We start from the raw sequence: 19,299 nt of genomic DNA on the forward strand, positions 1-19,299 counted from the left end.
GTTGTCTGGCCGGTATAAGTTATTGTCGACTGTGGTTTCGACGGACGTCGATCACAGTTCTCCGCGAGCCGGACTCACTCAGTCTGTTTTTCCCTAACTTCGATCCGGAGGTTGTCTTTGGCGGAATACGTTATTCTAACGTTCGCGTTGCTACCTATGGCCCCGTTATACTGGTTGAATTCGCCGAGGGAGGCGTCCTCGTAATTAGCTTCGTCGAACACGTCAACTAGTTCGTCATTGTTGATCCTATTCCGGGCATCAGAGGTAAGACGGTACCCTTGGCCGTCGATCGTGACGGATCTGGCGTTCCCCTGAACGTACACGTCGACGTCCACACTGGACCCGTCGTTTCGTTCGACCTCGAACTCCGTATTAATCTGTCCTCCTCCGTTTTTCGCTATCGTAACCGTGTATGGACTGAGTGCGGGATTGATCTGTTCAGTTAACCCGTCGTTGACCGTCACGTCAGTCTGGGTGGAGTTGTACCCGGCGGGGCCTCCATTGAACCGCACCGTGTAGTCGCCTCTCGGCACCCCGAACCCGTACTGTCCGTTCGCGTCGGTGGTCGCCGTCTCCACGACGTTCCCGTCGCCGTCGACCAGTTCGACCGAGACGCCTTGGACGGGATCGTCGCTGTCCGCGTCGGTTACGGTTCCGGCCACCTGCCCGAGGGCGAGAATCTCGACGTTCTGACTGTCGGACTCGTTCTCGCTGGCGACGGTCACCGGGACGCTACTGCCGTTGTCGCCCTTTTGCGTTTCGTAGCTGAGCGTCACCGTCTGGCTGTTGCCGCCGCCGTTGAGGCTGACCTGCGTGCTGTCGACGTCGTTCCGGCCGGCGAAGTCCAGCGACACCGTCTCGGTGCCGGCGGTGTCGCCCGTGTTCACCACCTCTACGGAGACTTCTATCGTCTCGGTCTCCGTGATCGTATCGGAACCGGACGGCGTCTGTACCTCCTGTATTGCGACGGTGAAATACGGGTTGCTCTGTATCGTCAGCCCCTCCGTCCGCGTTCGGCCGTCGGTGCTGAACGTCACGTCGTAATCCCCGGCGTCACCTGCTTCGGTCAGGACCTGCAGGGGAACGGACCTCGTCTCACCCGCCGCCAGCGTCAGCTCCGTGGAGTCGCTCCCGACGCTCCCGACGCTCATTCCGACCGTCCGCGTCCCCTTCCCGCCCTCGTTCTCAATCTCGACCGTCGCCCCGAACAGATCGCCTTCGGTGATGGGCGAACTGAAACTGGCCCCGTTGATCCGGAAGTCCGGCGGTTCCTGCAGGGTCACGGTCCTCGTCGAACTGTCGTTGTCGCTCTCGACCCTGACGCTGTAGTCGCCGGTGCTATCGCTCGTCGTGTCGTAGCGTAGCGTCGTGGTCTTCGTCTCGCCGGCGGCAAGCGTGACGAACTTCTCGGCCTCCCTGGTGCCGTCGTCGTCGAAGTCGAGCCCGATCTTCTGTCTCCCCGGGCCGTCGCCGTCGTTGGTGATCTCGGCGGTGACTTCGAGCGTCTCCCCGACTCCGACCGGGCTGTTGGTACCGTCGATGGCGACGCTGAAGTCGGCTCTCGCCCTCTCCACGGTGACCGCGCTCGCGTCCGAGGAGTTCACGCTCCCGACGCGCACGTCCTTGCTTCCGGCGTCCCCGAGCCCCGTGCTGTACTCCAGCGTGAGCGTGCTGCTCGCGCCGGGGTCCAGCGTCACGGACTCGGAGTCGACGTTCGTGTCGTCCCCGAAGTCCAGCGAGACGGACTGCGTGTCCGCGGTGCCCCCGACGTTCTCGACCTTGACGTCCACCGTGAGCCGGTCGCCCTCGGTGACGGGTTCGTTGGTCCCGGTGATCGTGGTCGCGAAGTACGGACCCGACGCGTCTTCGACCGTCACCTGTCTCGACCAGTCGTCGTTCTCGGTCGTGACGGTGTAGCCGTAGTCGCCGGGCGGTCTGTCGGTGTTATCGGTCCGCAGACGGACTGTCTTCGTCTCACCGGCCGCCAGAGTCACCTCCCCGCGGTCCAGGTCGTTCGCGCCGTCGAACCCGAGCTTGACGGTCTGGGTGTCCCCGGCGTCGCCGGTGTTCGTTATCTCCGCGTCGACCTTGAGCTGTTCGCCCGCCTTGATCGGGTCCTTCTGGGCGTCAAGGCCGGTGACCTCGAAGAACGCTCCGTTCGAGCCCCCGCCGCCGTCGCTCCCGCCGCCACCGCCGCTGCCGGTCTCCACGTTCACGCTGAACGCGACGGTCTCGCGGGGGCTCCCGTCGCCGACCGCCGTTCCGATCTCGGCGGTGACCGTGTCGCTCTCCGTCCCGTCGTCCGGGGCCTCGTAGGTCACCGTCACGCGGCCGTCGCTGTCGGACGCATTGGTGGTCGTCGACGTGCCGGTCCCGGCGAACGTGCCGCCGTCGCTCGCGGACAGCGTTACGTCCTCGCCGCTGACCGGGTTGTTGAACCGATCGCGGACCTCGACGGTGATCGCCTCCGTTCCGTCGGCTTCGACGTTCAGGCTGGTTCCACCGACATCGGTCAGGTACAGGTTGTCCGCCTCCTCAGTCACGCCGTCGCCGACGCCGACCTTCGCCATCCGGAGGTTGTACGTGGTCGACTCCTTGAGTTCGATCGACAGGAGCGCGTAGTTCTCATCCGAAATTGGTTCGTAATACTGGCCGACGATGTTGCCGCCGTTACTACTGTACTCCGATTCGAGCGCGTCGGTCCAGGTTTCGTTGTCGAGCCGCGTCGGGATCGTGATGTTGATCGGGCCGCCGTCACCCTCCACTGCGACCGCGTTGCGCGACGTGCTGACCGGGCGGACCGAGACGGATGCGCTCCCGGCCGACGACTTCGAGAGGCTCCCGTTGAGCGCGACGAGGTTGATCTGGCGGCCGTCGACGATCCGCTGGTCGGAGAGGGAGACGTTCGCGCCGTCGAAGCGGTTGTACAGGACCGACTGCTCGTAGACCGTCGTCGGAGCCGACTGATACTCGCTGTACTGCGGTTCGTACACGATCGCGCCGGTGTTGAACGTCCGCTCGTCCCCGTTCCAGTAGTCGTTCGTCTCGCCGGACGCCGCGGCGTTGTCGACGGCGATGTTGATGCTCGCGTTGGTCGTGTCGACCGTCCGGAGGCTCCCGCTCGGGGCGGGTGGGTTGACGAAGAGCGTGCGCGAAGGGAACCGCGTGCCGAGGTCGACCGTAACCGAGCCGCCGTTGCCGCCGCCCGGAACGGAGACGATCGCGTTCCGGAGCTCCTGCATCTGGCTCTGGACCTCCTGATTGTGGTTGTACTCGACCTGCGCGTTCTGGTCGGGGACGACGGTGGCCTGATACATCGCCATCGAGACGATGATCATGCCGAACAGCAGCGTCGCTCCGACCTGGATCGCCGCTGCTCGCTCGTCGCCCCCGAACTGCATGGACATCCCTAACCGTGGGGGCACCAAAACACTTGTTGCCCGAGACAGGTCAGACCGCTGACTAAACGCCGCCCCGCGAACGCCGTCGCTGTCCGGGCGGTCGCCTGAAAACAGCTAGCGCGTATCGACCCGTGGGATCAGTCCTCGTCCTCTTCGACGACTTCGGGGTCGCTCATCGCGCTCTGAAGGCTATCGAGCCCGTTGACCCACTCCGTGACCAGCCCGTAGTCGACCTCCTCGGCCAGCGAGATATCGAGCTCCTGCCCGTCGATGATCAGCGTGCCGGCCTGTGCGACGTAGCCCAGCGCGGCGTCGACGTTCTCCTCGGCCTCGGCGTCGGCCGCGGCGCGGACGTACTCCTCGACGCTCGCCTCGTCGGCCGGGCCGTCGGCGACGAACTCCTCGGCGGCGTAAAACACGCAGACGAGGCTTGTCTGGACGCCGTCGATCAGCATCAGTTTCTCCTCGTCCTCGAACTCGACCTCGCTCAGGACGATGTCGCGGATGTCGGCGATCTCCTCCAGCGCCTCCTCCTGGTCCAGCTGGCCCTCGTCGTAGGCCGAGACGACCTTCGCCACGGCGATGGCGGCGTCGTCCTGCAGGTTCAGGAGCAGGCGCGCCGAGTCCTCGTCCTCGGGATCGATATCCTCGTCCCTGATGCGGTCGACCCAGTTGTTCCAGCGGTCCTCGGAGTAGAACTCCTGCGGGGGCTCGCTCATACTTGAGGGTACATTGGCCGCTTGAAATGCCTTTCTCTCTGCGCGATGCGTTCGGCGCGAACGGACACGTCAGCACGGTAACGGGCGGCGCGGCGGTCATCGGGCGCGAATGCGGGCTCAGGACCCGTCCAGCGTTCCCCGGATGTCGATCCCGTAGATGCGCTCGGGCGTCGTGACGTGGGCGCGTTCGACGGCCCCGTCGTACCCCTCCGACAGGAGCCAGCGGACGCGTCGAGGGACGGTTTTCGGGCCGAGCACCGCGCCCGGACGGTCCGGGTCGTCGACGAAGTCGGTCTCCATGAGGAACGGGGCGTCGGACTCGGCGGCGACCTCCAAGCGCTCTTTCTCGCTCATCACGCTCGGCGTCGGCCCGGCGAGGCGACCGGTGGCGTAGTGCTTGACGACGCGTTCCCGGTCCAGTCCAGCGTCCACGGCCCACTCGGCGACCTCGGTGAGGTCCTCGCTTGCTTCGGTGTGGAGCTGGACGGCACAGTCGACCGCCGCGCCGCGCTCGAACGCCGTCCGCATCACCTCGTTCGACGCGTCCCACACCGCGTCGGACACGTCGTAGTGCGGCCGGCCGGACTTTATCGCGACCGCCGGGCCGTCGGCGACGTACTCGGACGCCACCTCGACGCCCGCCGCCATCAGGTCCCGCGCGTCCGCGGGGCTCATCCCGCGGTCGTCGACCAGCCGCGAGATCAGCCCCGGATGGACGCCCAGCACGGGCCACGCTTTCCCGTCCAGCACCGCGCTGGCGCGTTCGACGGTCGCGATGGTCCGGTCGAAGACGGGGCGGAAGTCCTCGCCGACCTTCGGTTCGACGCCGAGATGCCAGGACGGCTTGTTCACGACGAGCAGGTGGGTCCCGCCGCTCCGGGCGAACTCCTCGACGGCCTCGATCCCGCGCCCGTTGTCGGGGTCGAGATGGAGGTGGTTGTCCAGTACGGGGGTGTCGAGATCGGTCATCGGTTCCGCGTCCGTACTCCAGCGAGGAAAATCCCGGCGGTCGGCCGCGGCGTGAACCTGTTCCGGCGGTGCGGGCGTCGTCGCCACTCCGACCTGCCGACGGGTTACCCGTTCAGCAGGACGGTCTCGTCGGCGGCGTTGCCGAGCGCGTCGGAGTTGCCGTGTTCGCCGGGCGCGATGGCGATCGTACGGACCCCGTTGCGGCCTGCGGTCTCGACCACCGGTTTGAAGTCGGTGTCTCGGGAGGCGACGGCCAGCGTGTCGACGCCCCCGTCGACGACGGCGGCGGCCGCGTCGACCGCGAGTTTCACGTCCACGTCGCCGCTGGTGACCACGACCTCGTACCCGCGTGCCTCGGCGGCCTGGATGAGCCCCGGGGTCGCGTGTTCGTCGACGTACAGCCGGGTGATCGCCAGGTCGCCGACCGCCTCCGCGGCCTCGCGGACGTCGTCCAGGTCCACGTCGAACTCGTCGCGCAGGACGTTCGGGCCGTCGACGAACAGGCCGACCCGGGTCCGCCCGCCGTTGCACAGCACCCGCCGCACCAGTCCGGTCATGCGCCCCCGTTGACCGCTGACGACGATAGGCGTGGCGGTCGGCGGCCGTCGCGTGCTTGGCCGATGCAAGGACGGGGAGACGACGTGTTCCACCGAATTACGCTCGTTACTACAACCGTTGTGTCGTTTATTCGATTGTCAGACACGCCGCAACCGTGCGGATATTTCGACACGCCGCCCTAATTTTTACTCTGTCAACAATTTTGTACACGATACAGTAAAGTTTAAATTATGGGTTGGTACTACTTGTCACCTGCCATGTCAGATGATGGCACTCACTCATGGTCACGACGTACCTTCATCAAAGCAACCGGAGTCGCCGGCGCGGTCGGCGCGTTCGGCGGCGTCACGGCGGCGACACCGGGACGGGAACCCGGTCCGAAGAAAGACGAGATCCTCGTCGGCGTGTCGGCGAGCGCCGACGACCTGGAGGGGACCGTTCGTAGCGCCGTCCCGGGGAACGCCCGGGTCGTCCACAAGAACGAGAAACTCCGGTACGTGGCTGTCAAGTTCCCGAGTCAGGCGGCCGACGTGGCGCGCCAGAACTTCATCGAGGCAGTGACGAAGAAAGACGAGGTGAAGTACGCCGAGCCGAACGTAACGCTTCAGGCGTTTTACACCCCTAACGACCCGCAGTTCGGGAGCCAGTACGCGCCCCAGCAGGTCAACGCGCCGGGCGCGTGGGACACCACGCTCGGCGATTCGGGCGTGACGATCTCCGTGGTCGACCAGGGGATCCAGTACGACCACCCGAACCTGCAGGGGAACATGGACGGGAGCGTCTCGAACTACGGCCGGGACTTCCCGGACAACGACGGCGACCCCTACCCGGCCAACGCCGAGGAGAACCACGGCACACACGTCGGCGGCATCGCCGCCGGCGGCACGGATAACGGCACGGGCCACGCCGGCATCAGCAACTGCTCGATGCTGTCCGCCCGTGCGCTGGACGAGACCGGCGGCGGGTCGCTGTCGGACATCGCGGACGCGATCACCTGGTCGGCCGATCAGGGGGCCGACGTGATCAACCTCTCGCTGGGCGGCGGCGGCTACACGGACACGATGAAAAACGCCGTCTCCTACGCCTTCGACAACGGCTCGCTGCCGGTCGCCGCGGCCGGTAACGACTACGGGAGCCCCGTCTCCTATCCGGCGGCCTACGACGAGTGTCTGGCCGTCTCCGCGCTCGACTCCAGCGAGTCGCTGGCCAGTTACTCCAACAAGGGGTCGAAGATCGAACTCGCCGCACCCGGGTCGAACGTGCTGTCGACGGTTCCGTTCGGCGAGTACAGCGAGCTCTCGGGCACGTCGATGGCGTCGCCGGTCGTCGCCGGCGTGGCCGGGCTCGCCCTCTCCGAGTACGACCTCACGCCCGCCGACCTGCGCAACCACCTCAAGAGCACCGCGGTCGACATCGGTCTCCCCGCCGAAGAGCAGGGGAGCGGCCGCGTCGACGCCGACAACGCCGTCAACACACAGCCCGGTGATGGCGGCGACGGCGGCGACGGCGGCGACGGCGGTGATGGTGGCGACGGCGGCGATTCGACCACCGCCTCCGTCTCCGACACGCTGTCCGGCTACTGGGACTCGGCCTGCTGGACGTACGGCTGGGAGTTCTCGTCGACGAGTCAGATCGTCGTCGAACTCGACGGCCCGGCCGGCTCCGACTTCGACCTCTACGCGAACACCGGCAGTTCGAGCTGTCCGTCCACGAGCGACTACGACTACCGCTCGTGGTCGCCCGACAGCCAGGAGTCGATCACCATCGACAACCCCGACACGTCGACGGACCTGCAGATCCTCGTCGACTCCTACAGCGGGAGCGGGGATTACACGCTGACGATCACCGAGAAGAGCTAACGGATCCGTCGATCACTCGACGGCTCCGGATGCGCGGTCGAGGCACCCTGAACCCAACGCGCCGTCTCCTTTTTGCGTCCCGACCCGATCACCGTCGCGGATACGAAAACATTACTTGCCGGCGGTCGACGGTGCGTGTATGCCCCGACGGAGGCCGCCGCTGTACGCGGTCCACGACGAGCGCGGCGCGTCGTTCACCGACTTCGGCGGCTGGGAGATGCCCGTCGAGTTCGACTCCATCAGGACCGAACACGAGGCCGTCCGCGAGGCGTCGGGCGTCTTCGACGTCTCGCACATGGGCGAGGTGACGGTGTCCGGTCCGGACGCGACGGAGCTGACCCAGCGGCTGGTCACCAACGACGTGAGCGCGCTCGGCCCGGGCGACTCCCAGTACGCGGCGATCACCGACGAGGACGGCGCGATGCTCGACGACACCGTCGTCTACCGGCTCCCCGACGACGGGGGGCGGCTCGCGGCCCTCGGGGACGACCCGACGCCGGACGACGCGGCGGGACCGACGTACCTGTTCGTCCCCAACGCCGGCCACGACGGGGAGGCGTACGACCGCTGGACGAGCCACCGGGACGAGTGGGACCTCGACGCGACGGTGACGAACCGGACCGACGAGTTCGCCATGTTCGCCGTGCAGGGTCCCGACGCGGCCGACCTGCTGGCGGACGCGAGCGCGGACCCGGTCACCGACCTCTCGCGGTTCGAGGCGCGCTGGGCGACCGTCGCCGGCGTCGACTGCTGGGTGGCCCGCACCGGCTACACCGGCGAGGACGGCTTCGAACTCATCGTCCCGTGGGACGACGCCGAGACCGTCTGGGCGGCGTTCGACTGCCAGCCCTGCGGGCTCGGTGCCCGCGACACGCTCCGCATCGAGGCCGGCTTCCTGCTGTCCGGGCAGGACTTCGACCCCGAATCGAACCCGCGGACGCCGTACGAGGCCGGCATCGGCTTCACGGTGAAACTGGACACCGAGTTCGTCGGCCGGGACGCGCTCGCGGCCCAGCAGGAGGCCGGCGTCGACGACCGCTTCGTCGGCTTCAAGCTGACCGAGCGTGGCGTCCCGCGGCACGGCTACGCGATCACGACGCCCGACGGCGAGGAGGTCGGCACCGTCACCAGCGGGACGATGAGTCCGACGCTGGACGAACCGATCGGTCTCGGCTACGTGCCCGCCGAGTACGACGAGGCCGGGACCGAGATACGGGTGGTCGTCCGCGACCGCCCGAAGGACGCGCGGATCACCGACACACCTTTCGTACAATGAGCTTCGACGCACCCGACGACCGCGGCTACCTGGAATCGCACGAGTGGGCACACGAGGACGACGGCACCGTCCGCATCGGCATCACCGACTTCGCGCAGGACGAACTCGGCGACGTGGTGTTCGTCGAGGTGCCGGACGTGGGCGACGACGTGACCAAGGGCGACGAGTTCGGCGTCGTCGAGAGCATCAAGGCCGTCTCGGACCTGTACTCACCCGTCTCCGGCGAGGTGACGGCAGTCAACGAAGAGCTGTTCGACGCCCCCGAACTCGTCAACGACGACCCATTCGGCGACGGCTGGATGCTGGCGGTCGACCCGTCCGACCCGGACGAACTGGACGAACTCATGTCCGCGGCGGAGTACCGCGAGCAGGTGGAGTAGACGGAACCCCGTCGCTACGGTCCCTCCCGTCAGTCGTCCGCGGCCGGGTCCCGCTCGGCCAGCAGCCCCTGAGCCATGAGCCGCCGTGCGATCACGACGAGCCCGTTGCCAAAGCCCCGGCCGAAGATAGCCTGTTCCTCACCCGTCTCCGGGATGATCGAACTCACGAGGATCGTCGACCGGTCGACGAGCAACAGCCGGCCGATCGCCGTCTCGGTCTCGGCATCGCTGTGGAGCCACTCCAGCCCCGAGATGAACGTCTCTGCGCGCGGCACGGCGTCGCGGATGCGCTCCTCCAGCGACGCCGTCACCGCGCCGACCAGCAGGTCGATGTCGTCGTCGACGGCGTTCAGGTCGTTCACCAGGTCCTCCGTCAGGAGGTCGCCGTCAGCGACGACCAGCACCACCTCGGTGTCGGCCTCCGCCACGAGGTCCCCCGTCCTGTTCGCGACCGCCGCCTTCCCGGACATCGACCACACCTCCTGTACCGGGCTGTCGTCCCCCGTGTCGACCGGTTCGGCCTCGTCGAGCGCGTTCCGAAGCCGGTCGACACGGCTCTCGTACTGGGTGCGGAGCGTCTCCGCCGCCTCCTCCAGCGGCACGGCCCGGAACCGCTGGGGGCTGGTGTGCTGGACCTCGACGAGGCCCTGTGCCTCCAGCACGCGGATCGCGTCGTAGATGCGCGTCCGAGGCACCTCGACGACCTCGCTGAGCTGTTTCGCAGTCCCGGTCTCCATGCGCGACAGCCCGACGAAGCATTTCGCCTCGTACTCCTTGAGACCGAGCTGCTGAAGGACGTCTATCGCTTCTTCCAAAGTGTTGTCTCGATTCATGTGTCCCAACCTATAGCCGGGTGACCCCGGCAGTCCCCGGACGTTCTCCCCCGAGTCAGATATGCGTTGTTACTGTCCGGGCAGGTACCATTCACGGGCGACAGGAACGCAACTATCCGGACTGCGGCCGCGTTCGGCGGCGAGCCGTCGTCGGACACTGTATCTCGCCGACGAAGTCTGTTACTCACTTGATCACAAAATGGTTATACGGACGGGGAGTGAGTAGCTAACTGGCACGCGGTCAGGAACTGTGTCCCAACCACCGATCCGCCGTGTGCCGACTCTGCCGCATTCCGCGGCGGAGTTTCGTACTGCGATCTCGTGATGTTATTCGGATAGTAACAACAACGCTATTGTGGCGGTCGCCCCTGTCTGTACTGGATGAAAGATGGGAATCACCCTGTCGAAGACGAAACGGTTCGCCGGCAGTTCGAATGGTCGGACACGAGTCCGTCCGTCGCGGTCGCCGAGACCGTCGCGCTCGCAGCCGACAGCGAGCCGACGCTGATCGATCCGCTGTTCGAGGAACTCGACCCGGGGGCGCTCGACGCAGTCGTCCGATCGGACGGCGCGGCGGAGCCGACGGTGTCGTTTACGGTCTGTGAGTACGAAGTGACCGTCAGCAGTGACGGCGAGGTCGTGGTGCGACCTGCGGAACGCAGCGCGTGAACGACGGGCGAGGCAGTGCGGGCCGTGTCAGTCGTCGCTGGCCACGGTGTCGAGAAGCGATCCGAGCGACGCTGCGGCCTGTTCGTCCGGCTGGTAGCTGACGAGCCGGGACTCCGGGTCGTACGCGACGATGTCGTGTTCCGCTAGCCTCGGCAGGTGTATGTGATGAAGTTCGACCGCGACGGACTCCCTGTCTTTCGCGTCCCCCGTCCCGGGCGGGGGCTTGTGGACGTTGTCGACGAGCTCCTCCAGCGACACCGGTCCGGTTGCCTCGTGGTGCAGGAAGTTGACCGTTTTCCGACGAGACTCGTCCGCCATCAGATCAAGGTGTGCGTCCCGCTGAGCGTCACTCATCGTGTGTGTTACTCCGGCCCACAGCCACTTTAGCGGTTGTAGTTTTTACACTACCGGGAGTTTTGATGAACTGAGTTACAGTACTCGGCACGCCGTCGACGCGGGACCGCGTCAAACCGGGGGCATCATAAGGACAGCGTCGTAACGGTCCAGTACCCGTGCTTTCGACCAACGCCCGCGAACCGCCGCGGGCCACGCGGCTTTCCTTCCCCGGAGACGGGACCCGTAAACCATGACCGGACATCACACAGCGGCAGGCAGTCCGTTCGCACCGCACACGCCCGAGGAGACCGAAGCGATGCTCTCGGCCGTCGGTGCCGACGACGAGGCGGACCTGTTCGACATTCCCGATTCGGTCCGTTTCGACGGCGAGTTCGGTATCGAAGCCCGGAGCGAGCGCGCGGTCAGGCGCGAACTCCGCGAGACGCTCGGCGAGAACGACGACCTGACGGAGTTCCTCGGCCGGGGGCACTACGACCACTACGTGCCCTCGATCGTCGACCACCTCTCGCTGCGCTCGGAGTTTCTCACCTCGTACACGCAGTACCAGCCCGAGATCACCCAGGGGTTCCTGCAGGCGCTGTTCGAGTACCAGTCGATGCTGGTGGAGCTGACGGGCCTCGAGATCGCCAACTGCTCGATGTACGACGCCGCGACCGCGCTCGGCGAGGCGGCGACGCTGGCCGACCGCGTCCGCGCCACGAGCGGCCACCGCGTCCTCGTCCCCGAACTGCTTCGCGAGGAGCGCCGCGACGTGCTGGAGAACTACGTCGCCGGCACCGACCTCGTCGTCGAGACGGTGCCCGAGGACGACGGCAACGTGGATCTCGACGCGCTCGCCGACCGGGTCGACGCCGAGACGGTGATGGTGTACGCCGAGAATCCCACCGTCCGCGGCACGATCGAGGAGCGACTCGCCGAGATCGGCGACCTCGCGGACGCCAACGACGCGCTGTTCGTCCTCGGCACCGACCTCGTCGCACTCGGCCTGCTCCAGCGCCCGGCCGACGTGGACGCTGACGTGGTCGTCGGCGACGCCAGTCTCGGCCTCCCGACCAGCTACGGGATGGGGATGGGCCTCTTTGCTACCCGCGAGGAGTACGTCCGGCAGGTGCCGGGCCGTCTCGTCGGCGCGAGCGACGACGAAGCCGGCCGGCGGGCGTACACGCTCACGCTCCAGACCCGCGAGCAGCACATCCGCCGCGAGCGCGCGACGAGCAACATCTGTACGAACCAGGCGTGGGTCGCGCTCCGAACGGCGATCCACGTCGCCTCGCTCGGCCCGTCCGGGCTGGTCGACCTCGCTGAGACCTGCGTGACCGAGGCCCGCGACCTGGCCGAGGCGGTCGACGCCATCGACGGCGTTCGTGCACCCGTCCACGACCGCCATCACTTCCGCGAGTTCGTCGCCCACACGGACCAGCCCGCGCCCGCGGTCGCCGCGGACCTCGAAGCCGAGGGCTACGCCGTTCACGCCGTCGACGACCACGAACTCCAGTTCTGTGTCACCGACGCGAACGCCGGGTCGACGGACGAGCTGGTCGCGGCCCTGACGGAGGTGGCCCGATGACGCTCGCCTCGCTCCGCTCGGCGACCCACCGTGGGACGCGGAGCGCCCCACGAGCCTCATTCGGACCACGGGGGTGGTCCGAATGAGATTCGACCAGGCTCGCTGGAGCGACGACGAGAGCGAGGGGTACGAACCCCTCCTCTCGGAGAAGGACGCGACCGAGGCGACCGTCGACGACTCGCCGCTTCCGGACGACCTCACGCGCGATTCGGTCGAACTCCCCGAACTCTCCGAACCGGAACTCGCCCGCCACTACACGCGCCTCTCGGAGATGAACTACGGCGTCGAGAGCGGGCCGTACCCGCTCGGCTCCTGTACGATGAAGTACAACCCCAAGTTCACCGAGGACGTGGCGGCGCTCCCCGACGCCGCGGTCCACCCCGACCGCTCCGAGGGGACGGTTCAGGGGTCGCTCGAACTCCTCCACGGGCTGCAGGACTACCTCGCCCGCATCGGCGGGATGGACGCCGTTACGCTCCAGCCGCCGGCCGGCGCGGCCGGGGAGTTCACCGGCATCCTGCTCGCCCAGGCGTACCACGAGGCCAACGGCGAGGGGAGCCGCCACGAGGTGATCGTCCCCGAGAGCGCCCACGGCACCAACTTCGCCAGCGCCGCGCTGGGCGGCTACGACGTGGTCTCCCTCCCCGGCGGTGACGACGGACGGGTCGATCTGGACGCCCTCGAAGCCGCGCTCTCCGAGGACACCGCCGCGTTGATGCTGACGAACCCGAACACGCTCGGCCTCTTCGAGCGCGACATCGAGCAGATCGCCGAGATGGTCCACGACGTGGGCGGCCTGCTGTACTACGACGGCGCGAACCTCAACGCCCTGCTCGGCCGCGCACGGCCCGGCGACATGGGCTTCGACATCATGCACTACAACGTCCACAAGACGTTCGCCACGCCCCACGGCGGCGGGGGGCCCGGTGCCGGCCCGGTCGGCGTCGTCTCGGACCTCGAACCGTTCCTCCCGACGCCGCGAGTGCGGGAGACCGAGGACGACACCTACGAACTGTTCGAACCCGACGAGACGGTCGGCAAGGTCCACGGCTACCAGGGCAACTGGCTCGTGCTGGTGAAGGCGTACGCCTACATCGCCCGTCTCGGCGACCCCGGCCTCCGCGACGCCAGCGCGAAGGCCGTGCTGAACGCCAACTACCTCGGGGAGCAGATCGACTACGAGGTGCCCTATGGCCCGTACCACCACGAGTTCGTCGCCAGCGCCGGCGACCAGGACGCCGCCGACGTGGCAAAGCGCATGCTCGACTACGGGGTCCACCCCCCCACGACGAAGTGGCCGGAGATCGTCCCCGAGGCGCTGATGACCGAACCCACCGAGATCGAAAACCGCGAGACGCTGGACCAGTTGGCCGCCGCGTTCGACGCCGTCGCGAGCGAGGACGACGACGCGCTCGACGCCGCCCCCGAACGAACGGCCGCGCGCCGGATCGACCAGACCTCGGCGGCCCGAAACCTGCGGCTCTCCTGGCAGTCCATCGAGGAGTAGCCCCGCGGTTTTGGGCCTCCCTGCTCTACGTACGTCCGTGCCGGTAATCCATTTCGAAACAGCCGACTCGGCGGAGCGAACGCAGATCGGCGAGGGGATCGTGAAGTTCGCCGTCGCGGCTGGAAGACTGGAGACCGGGCAGGACCGCGGGAAGTACTTCCTCCTGCACGACGACGGCTGCGCCGTCGACGGCGACCCCATCGAGGCAGACGACTCGTTTTTCTTCGACACGGAGGCGGGCGACGTGCTCTGCGAGCGCCACGGCGGCGAACGCCGGGACGACGGGTAGCGCCGGTAGGTCGCGCGTTACCGACGGTGATGGCACAGAGAGGCGTCCAAGTCGCATACAGTACATTTGATATAGCTGTATATGATTTATTTGTCGACGGACAGTCGGCTATTTCTGCTGTAGACGACCGGAACGCCCTGAGACTGCCGAGGGTCACTCATCGGGACGAGCGAGAGTCCCGGACCCTACCCCTGGGGTTGTGTCGGGGAAACGGGGTCACGCGTGAGTGCCACTCTGTCGTTCAGTGATACAGGACGGACAGCCGGAACGAGCGACCGGGTGCGATTCGTCGATACCGGTTCGTCGGCTTGTTGTGTCGGGGTACGGTGGTCGGTCGGAATGGATGACCGAGAACCGGGGGGATCTCCTCGCCGACGCGACCGTCTCCCTCTGACGGTTACCCGTCGCGTCGTTCGGCCGAAACGTAGTGTGGTCGTTGGAGGTGCACGTCCGAGGCGGCGATGTGGCTCTAGCAGCAGCGTCCAGCTGTCGGTGTGGTGCTACCAGCAGAAGTCTGCTCACCGGTCGCGCGCACGCACGATCGATGCAGGACCGGTAGTCCGCTCCACGTCGACGCCCACCCCGGGGCTCGCGAGGAGAGAGAACATGTAGCAGTCTGTGACGACGGCGGTCCGGGACCAGCCGGTCGGCTGTGAGCGTTACGCCTCGATGTCGGCGTCGCTGGAGTCGATGCCGTCGATCAGGAGGAACGCGTAGTCGCAGTCGGGACACCGCCACTTGACTTTCTCGCCGAGGTGGAGGTTGGTGCTGGCGGCGCGCCAGAACGTCCGTTCGTCCTCGCAGGATGGGCAGTAGTGGTCCAGTTCCTGAGCCATGCGCGGCGCTACCGCCGGGATACAGTTGAACGTACTGGTTTTCCCGTGGCGACCGCCGGTTGGTACTGAACGGCAGAATCCGATGGCTGAGGCGGGTCGCGCGTCACAAGTAAATCCTATACGACTATACGGAAACTCATCCCTTCGACACACGCTCGTTTGGGACGTTCGCGGTGGTAACTAAGTGCACCCCGTTCGTGGGTTGGCGCATGAAGATCTACACCGGCCGCGGCGACGAGGGGATGACGGACCTGCGGGACATGTCCCGCGTCTCGAAGACGAGCGCCCGGATCGAGGCGTACGGGACGGTCGACGAACTGAACGCGCTGATCGGCACCGTGGTTCCGACGGGGCACGACGACGTCGACGAGCAGCTGACCGGCGTCCAGAACCACCTCCACGTCGTGCAGGCCGACCTGGCGAACCCGGATCCCGACGAGGACGACCCCGTGGTGCGCGAGGAGCACGTCGACCAGGTAGAGGCGTGGATCGACGGCTACGACGACGAACTGGAGCCGCTGGAGTCGTTCATCCTGCCCGGCGGGAGCGAGAAGGGGGCGCGGCTCCACCACGCGCGGACCGTGTGCCGCCGCGCGGAGCGCCGCGTCGTCGCGCTGGCCGGCGAGGAGCAGATCAACGACCTCGCGGTCGAGTACCTCAACCGGCTCTCGGACGGCCTGTTCACCTTCGCCCGCGTGGTCAATGAGCGCGAGGGCATCACTGCGGACAGCCCGACGTACTGAGTGGGGTCACTCGTCGGGCGTCAGGCCGACCAGTTCCCGGTCGAACACGTCCGCGTAGCCGTTCGCCGTCAGCTTGAGCGAGGGGACGCCGAGGAAGGTGAGCGTCTGGACGGCGAGCGGCGGCCGCTCGATGTCGAAGCCGATGTCACGGAGTCCGGCGTTGACCGCGTCGAACCGGTCCGCAGTCTCGGGGACCGGGCGGTCCGACGCGACGCCGGCGACGCGGAGCGGCAGGTCCGCGACCACGTCACCGTTGCGGGCGACCGCCCAGCCGCCGCCCATCGCGGCGACGTGGCGGGCGGCCCGGGCCATCGCGTCGTCGTCGACGCCGACGACCGCGACGCCCGGCGCTTCCCAGGTGAGACTCGTCGCTGCGGCTCCCTCGTCCAGGCCGAGCCCGGTGATGAAGCCGGTAAAGGCGGCGTCCTCGTCGGGGCGGCGGTCCAGCAACGCGGCTTTCGCCACGTCGTCGTCCGGGGCCGCGGTCAGCGAGTCGCCGTCGGTGCCGGGCCGGACGGTCGTCGCGGTCGTGATCAGCCCGTGGCGGTAGTGGAGGGCGCGCACTGCGCCGTCCCGGGCGGCGCTCGCGGGGACGCGGAACGTTTCTGGTACCGGGTCGACGGCGACGGAGTCGTAGAACGCGTCGGGGTAGTCGTGCTCCCGCGGTTCGACCGTCGCGCTCCCGTCGCGGACGACCACCCCGCCGCCGGCGACAACCGTGTCGACGGCGACGGATTCCGCCTCGTCGAGCACGACGATGTCGGCGACGTTGCCGGGTGCGATCGAGCCACGGTCGTCCAGGCCGAAGTGGCGGGCGGGCGCGAGCGTCGCCATCCGGATCGCCTCGGCGGGGTCGATGCCGTGGTCGACCACGCGGCGGACCGCGCCGTCCATCGCCTCGCCGTCGGCCAGCGCCCCCGGCCAGACGCCGTCGGTCGACAGCGAGAGCGCGGCGTCGTGGCGGCGGGCGGCGTCGGCGATGGCCTCGCTGTCGTCCCGGACCGACCCGCTCCGGCCGACGGGGTGGATCCCGCGTTCGAGGCGGTCGGTTACCTCCTCGCCCGCGATGGCCTCGTGGTCGTTGTCGACGACGGTCGCGAAGGCGGTGAGCTTCTCGTCGGCGCAGCCCGCGCCGTGGCCGACGACGCGCTTGCCGCGCTCGTGGGCGCGGTCGTACAGTTCGTCGGCGGGCGACTCGCGGCCGACGACGTGCACCCAGTCGGACTCGCCGACGCCGACCACGCGGTCGTCGTCGAGCAGTTCGAGCAGGTCAGCCCGGGTGGCTTCGTCGGCCGGTTCACCGAACGTGTCGAAGAACGCGTGCGGCGGGACGGTCGGCCGGACGGCGAGCGGGAGGTCCGCCGCGGCGTCGAGCAGTTCCCGGACCCCGTCGGCACCGAACGCGCCGCCGACGGCGGACGCTTCGGTTACCACGGTCGTCGTTCCGCCCTCCAGAAGGCTCGAGTACGCCGTCTCGACGGTCTGGAACACGTCGGCGTGGGTGTGTGCGTCGACGAAGCCGGGGACGACGGCGCGACCGTCGGCATCGACGACCGTGGTATCGTCGCCGACCACAGGGGTCGCGTCCTCGGGGACGGCGGCGACCCGGTCCCCGACGACCGCTACGTCGCGCTCGCGGAACTCGCCGAGGTCGGTCAGCAGGACGCGGCCGTTTTCGACGACCAGGTCCGCGGTGCCCGCGCCGAGCGCGACCGCCTGGGCCCGTCTCATGTGCGCTCGTAGAGGACGACGCCGCCCTGTTCCGACCGGGTCACTTCGCCGCGGAGTTCGAGCACGTCGAGGTGGCCGACCGCCTCGCTCATCCCCGGGAACAGCTCGGTCAGGGGCAGGTCGCCGAAGAGATCCTCCATCACGTCGACGGCGGTCGTCTTCCCGTCGACGGCCGCGAGGACGTTCTCCGAGCGGTCCTCGTGCTCGGCGCGGATCTCGGCGATGCGCTCGGCCGGCGCGTCGATGATCTCGCGGTGGCCCGGCAGGACGCGGTCGTAGCCGACCTCCCGCAGTTCGTCGAGCGAGTCGTTGAACGCCGGGAGGACCCGGGGACGCTCGGTGCCACGCTCCAGCGGCGGCTGGAGCAGCGGGTTCGGCGTGATGTCGGGCAACACCTGGTCGCCGACGACCGCCTCGCGGCCCCCCTCACCGTCGTACTCGAAGACCAGTTCGCCGGCGGCGTGGCCCTCGGCGGCCCGCGCGGTGACCGTCTGGTCTGCGACGGTGAGCTGGTCGCCGTCGGCCAGAACCCGGTCTGTCTCGCAGGAGGGCGCGTACTCCAGATACACCTCGGGGAGTTCGAGGACGGACTCGGCGGTCGACCGTGCCATCCCGTGGCGCTCGAAGCAGTCGACGAAGAAGTCCTGCTCGTACGATAGCCGCCCCGCGAAGTCGCCGACGATGTCGGCCGAGGCCCGGCTCGTGACGACCTGCGCGCCGGCGTCGCGAAAGCGGCGCGCCAGCCCGAAGTGGTCGGGATGGGGGTGGGTGACGAGCACGCGTTCGATGTCCGCGGGGGCGAGGTTCCGCGCTTCGAGTTCCCCGAGGAGGGCGGACCACGCTTCCTCGCTGTCCGGACCCGGGTCGACCAGCGTCCGGCCGGCGAGGTAGGCGTTGACCGGCCCCACCTGAAACGGCGTCGGGATGGAGAGCCGACTGAACATTACGACCACGATACGCCCGGCCACGGCTAAAGAGGTTGTGCAACCGGGAACCTCCGAAGAGGAGTTGCCGGCACCGACGCGGCACGGTCGGCGCGCCGTCGTGGTGGTCTGGCGGGACTGTGCCACGACCGGCCGCGCTCGACCGTGGATGCCCACGGTCAGTACCCTTACAGAGTCGGCGGGACGGCGGTGAGACGGCATGACCCCGAACGTCCGCGCGCCATCAGCGCCCCCGCGGTTTTAGGTTCGCCTAAGAAATTCAAAAACGCTTCGGTTTCGGCTGACCTAAAAACACGCCTCGGGCCGACTGACCTATCGACGACCAATTCTGTCCTCCCACAAAGGATATATTCTCTCCCGGCGTACTGTCATGTATGAACAAGCACTTCGAAGACGCTCGGTACTACATCAAGCGAGCGGGCGAACAGGCCAAGAAAGGCGTCAGCGAGGAACTCGAACCCGTCGAGGAACGGTTCCGCGAACTGACCGGCCGCGAGGAGGAGCCGGAGCCGAGCCGCCTCGACAGGGTCCGCGAGGACCTGGAAGAGATCGAACAGCGCGCCGAGGGCGAGGCCAAGGAGGCCGTCGCGGACGCACGCGAGCGGCTTCGCCGCTACCGGGAAGACTGACTTTCGGAACCCTTTTTACGGCGACGGCGGTA

General features: G+C 67.7%; 18 protein-coding genes. 9 read left to right on the forward strand and 9 right to left on the reverse strand.

Going from position 1 to position 19,299, the window contains the following annotated elements; translation table 11 throughout:
- Window positions 1–74: 74 nt before the first annotated feature.
- The 4 genes from D8896_RS13335 to D8896_RS13350 all read right to left on the reverse strand — a co-directional run bounded on the left by D8896_RS13335 (window position 75) and on the right by D8896_RS13350 (window position 5,646).
- Window positions 75–3,401: a CARDB domain-containing protein gene (locus tag D8896_RS13335; protein WP_121822600.1), complete on the reverse strand. Its 3,327-nt coding sequence runs from the start codon at window positions 3,399–3,401 to the stop codon at window positions 75–77.
- A gap of 137 nt (window positions 3,402–3,538) precedes the next feature.
- Window positions 3,539–4,120: a DUF2150 family protein gene (locus tag D8896_RS13340; protein ID WP_121822601.1), complete on the reverse strand. Its 582-nt coding sequence runs from the start codon at window positions 4,118–4,120 to the stop codon at window positions 3,539–3,541.
- A 117-nt stretch (window positions 4,121–4,237) separates the two neighbouring features.
- Complete coding sequence (locus D8896_RS13345) at window positions 4,238–5,089, reverse strand: TatD family hydrolase (RefSeq protein ID WP_121822602.1); 852 nt, start codon at window positions 5,087–5,089, stop codon at window positions 4,238–4,240.
- Window positions 5,090–5,193: 104 nt separating this feature from the next.
- Entirely contained in the window at window positions 5,194–5,646 is a 453-nt protein-coding gene (locus D8896_RS13350) for an NYN domain-containing protein (RefSeq protein ID WP_121822603.1), read from the reverse strand.
- A 258-nt stretch (window positions 5,647–5,904) separates the two neighbouring features.
- Between D8896_RS13350 and D8896_RS13355 the strand changes: the two genes are divergently transcribed.
- The 3 genes from D8896_RS13355 (at window position 5,905) to gcvH (ending at window position 9,162) form a co-directional block, all read left to right on the forward strand.
- Window positions 5,905–7,506 (forward strand): S8 family serine peptidase, encoded by a 1,602-nt coding sequence (locus tag D8896_RS13355; protein ID WP_121822604.1) that lies wholly within the window; start codon window positions 5,905–5,907, stop codon window positions 7,504–7,506.
- A gap of 139 nt (window positions 7,507–7,645) precedes the next feature.
- Window positions 7,646–8,782, forward strand: a complete 1,137-nt coding sequence (gcvT, locus tag D8896_RS13360; RefSeq protein ID WP_121822605.1) for a glycine cleavage system aminomethyltransferase GcvT — start codon at window positions 7,646–7,648, stop codon at window positions 8,780–8,782.
- Window positions 8,779–9,162 carry a glycine cleavage system protein GcvH gene (gene gcvH / locus D8896_RS13365; RefSeq protein WP_121822606.1) on the forward strand — a complete coding sequence of 128 codons (384 nt, stop codon included), beginning with the start codon at window positions 8,779–8,781 and terminating at the stop codon, window positions 9,160–9,162. The genes gcvT and gcvH overlap by 4 nt, the downstream gene beginning before the upstream one ends.
- A 29-nt stretch (window positions 9,163–9,191) precedes the next feature.
- Here gcvH and D8896_RS13370 read toward each other — a convergent pair whose 3' ends face one another.
- Window positions 9,192–9,995, reverse strand: coding sequence for a TrmB family transcriptional regulator (locus D8896_RS13370; protein WP_121822607.1), 804 nt, complete (start codon window positions 9,993–9,995; stop codon window positions 9,192–9,194).
- A gap of 381 nt (window positions 9,996–10,376) precedes the next feature.
- Here D8896_RS13370 and D8896_RS13375 point away from each other — a divergent pair, with 381 nt between their 5' ends.
- Complete coding sequence (locus tag D8896_RS13375) at window positions 10,377–10,664, forward strand: HalOD1 output domain-containing protein (RefSeq protein ID WP_121822608.1); 288 nt, start codon at window positions 10,377–10,379, stop codon at window positions 10,662–10,664.
- A 27-nt stretch (window positions 10,665–10,691) separates the two neighbouring features.
- Here D8896_RS13375 and D8896_RS13380 read toward each other — a convergent pair whose 3' ends face one another.
- A complete protein-coding gene (locus tag D8896_RS13380) occupies window positions 10,692–11,018 on the reverse strand; it encodes a DUF7344 domain-containing protein (protein WP_162991558.1) in 327 nt (108 codons plus the stop codon).
- Window positions 11,019–11,250: 232 nt separating this feature from the next.
- On the opposite strand from D8896_RS13380, the gene gcvPA reads away from it, so the two are divergent.
- From gcvPA to D8896_RS13395, 3 genes are all read left to right on the forward strand, one after another.
- Window positions 11,251–12,588: an aminomethyl-transferring glycine dehydrogenase subunit GcvPA gene (gcvPA, locus tag D8896_RS13385; protein ID WP_121822610.1), complete on the forward strand. Its 1,338-nt coding sequence runs from the start codon at window positions 11,251–11,253 to the stop codon at window positions 12,586–12,588.
- An 82-nt stretch (window positions 12,589–12,670) separates the two neighbouring features.
- On the forward strand, window positions 12,671–14,095 hold the full coding sequence (gene gcvPB, locus D8896_RS13390) for an aminomethyl-transferring glycine dehydrogenase subunit GcvPB (protein WP_121822611.1): 1,425 nt from the start codon (window positions 12,671–12,673) through the stop codon (window positions 14,093–14,095).
- Between the two features lie 37 nt (window positions 14,096–14,132).
- The gene (locus D8896_RS13395; RefSeq protein ID WP_121822612.1) at window positions 14,133–14,384 is read left to right on the forward strand and encodes a hypothetical protein; all 252 of its coding nucleotides are present in this window, start codon (window positions 14,133–14,135) and stop codon (window positions 14,382–14,384) included.
- Window positions 14,385–15,043: 659 nt separating this feature from the next.
- On the opposite strand, the gene D8896_RS19465 is transcribed toward D8896_RS13395, so the two are convergent.
- The gene (locus D8896_RS19465; protein ID WP_162991559.1) at window positions 15,044–15,220 is read right to left on the reverse strand and encodes a DUF7838 family putative zinc beta-ribbon protein; all 177 of its coding nucleotides are present in this window, start codon (window positions 15,218–15,220) and stop codon (window positions 15,044–15,046) included.
- Window positions 15,221–15,429: 209 nt separating this feature from the next.
- Here D8896_RS19465 and D8896_RS13400 point away from each other — a divergent pair, with 209 nt between their 5' ends.
- Complete coding sequence (locus D8896_RS13400; protein ID WP_121822613.1) at window positions 15,430–15,963, forward strand: cob(I)yrinic acid a,c-diamide adenosyltransferase; 534 nt, start codon at window positions 15,430–15,432, stop codon at window positions 15,961–15,963.
- Window positions 15,964–15,969: 6 nt separating this feature from the next.
- On the opposite strand, the gene D8896_RS13405 is transcribed toward D8896_RS13400, so the two are convergent.
- Both D8896_RS13405 and D8896_RS13410 read right to left on the reverse strand, forming a co-directional pair.
- Entirely contained in the window at window positions 15,970–17,694 is a 1,725-nt protein-coding gene (locus D8896_RS13405; RefSeq protein WP_121822614.1) for an adenine deaminase C-terminal domain-containing protein, read from the reverse strand.
- Window positions 17,691–18,638, reverse strand: a complete 948-nt coding sequence (locus D8896_RS13410; protein WP_121822615.1) for an MBL fold metallo-hydrolase — start codon at window positions 18,636–18,638, stop codon at window positions 17,691–17,693. The genes D8896_RS13405 and D8896_RS13410 overlap by 4 nt, the downstream gene beginning before the upstream one ends.
- A 374-nt stretch (window positions 18,639–19,012) precedes the next feature.
- Between D8896_RS13410 and D8896_RS13415 the strand changes: the two genes are divergently transcribed.
- Entirely contained in the window at window positions 19,013–19,267 is a 255-nt protein-coding gene (locus D8896_RS13415) for a DUF7553 family protein (RefSeq protein WP_121822616.1), read from the forward strand.
- Window positions 19,268–19,299 lie beyond the last annotated feature (32 nt).

This window comes from Halostella salina, assembly GCF_003675855.1.
Taxonomy (GTDB): Archaea; Halobacteriota; Halobacteria; order Halobacteriales; family Natronoarchaeaceae; genus Halostella; species Halostella salina.

Coding starts and splice junctions, on each gene's coding strand:
- gcvPA (WP_121822610.1), top strand. CDS start 11,251: ATGACCGGACATCACACAGCGGCAGGCAGTCCGTTCGCACCGCACACG.
- D8896_RS13415 (WP_121822616.1), top strand. CDS start 19,013: ATGAACAAGCACTTCGAAGACGCTCGGTACTACATCAAGCGAGCGGGC.
- D8896_RS13355 (WP_121822604.1), top strand. CDS start 5,905: ATGTCAGATGATGGCACTCACTCATGGTCACGACGTACCTTCATCAAA.
- D8896_RS13405 (WP_121822614.1), bottom strand. CDS start 17,694: ATGAGACGGGCCCAGGCGGTCGCGCTCGGCGCGGGCACCGCGGACCTG.
- D8896_RS13400 (WP_121822613.1), top strand. CDS start 15,430: ATGAAGATCTACACCGGCCGCGGCGACGAGGGGATGACGGACCTGCGG.
- D8896_RS13345 (WP_121822602.1), bottom strand. CDS start 5,089: ATGACCGATCTCGACACCCCCGTACTGGACAACCACCTCCATCTCGAC.
- gcvH (WP_121822606.1), top strand. CDS start 8,779: ATGAGCTTCGACGCACCCGACGACCGCGGCTACCTGGAATCGCACGAG.
- D8896_RS13375 (WP_121822608.1), top strand. CDS start 10,377: ATGAAAGATGGGAATCACCCTGTCGAAGACGAAACGGTTCGCCGGCAG.
- D8896_RS13370 (WP_121822607.1), bottom strand. CDS start 9,995: ATGAATCGAGACAACACTTTGGAAGAAGCGATAGACGTCCTTCAGCAG.
- D8896_RS13335 (WP_121822600.1), bottom strand. CDS start 3,401: ATGCAGTTCGGGGGCGACGAGCGAGCAGCGGCGATCCAGGTCGGAGCG.
- D8896_RS13380 (WP_162991558.1), bottom strand. CDS start 11,018: ATGAGTGACGCTCAGCGGGACGCACACCTTGATCTGATGGCGGACGAG.
- D8896_RS13410 (WP_121822615.1), bottom strand. CDS start 18,638: ATGTTCAGTCGGCTCTCCATCCCGACGCCGTTTCAGGTGGGGCCGGTC.
- gcvPB (WP_121822611.1), top strand. CDS start 12,671: ATGAGATTCGACCAGGCTCGCTGGAGCGACGACGAGAGCGAGGGGTAC.
- gcvT (WP_121822605.1), top strand. CDS start 7,646: ATGCCCCGACGGAGGCCGCCGCTGTACGCGGTCCACGACGAGCGCGGC.
- D8896_RS19465 (WP_162991559.1), bottom strand. CDS start 15,220: ATGGCTCAGGAACTGGACCACTACTGCCCATCCTGCGAGGACGAACGG.
- D8896_RS13340 (WP_121822601.1), bottom strand. CDS start 4,120: ATGAGCGAGCCCCCGCAGGAGTTCTACTCCGAGGACCGCTGGAACAAC.
- D8896_RS13350 (WP_121822603.1), bottom strand. CDS start 5,646: ATGACCGGACTGGTGCGGCGGGTGCTGTGCAACGGCGGGCGGACCCGG.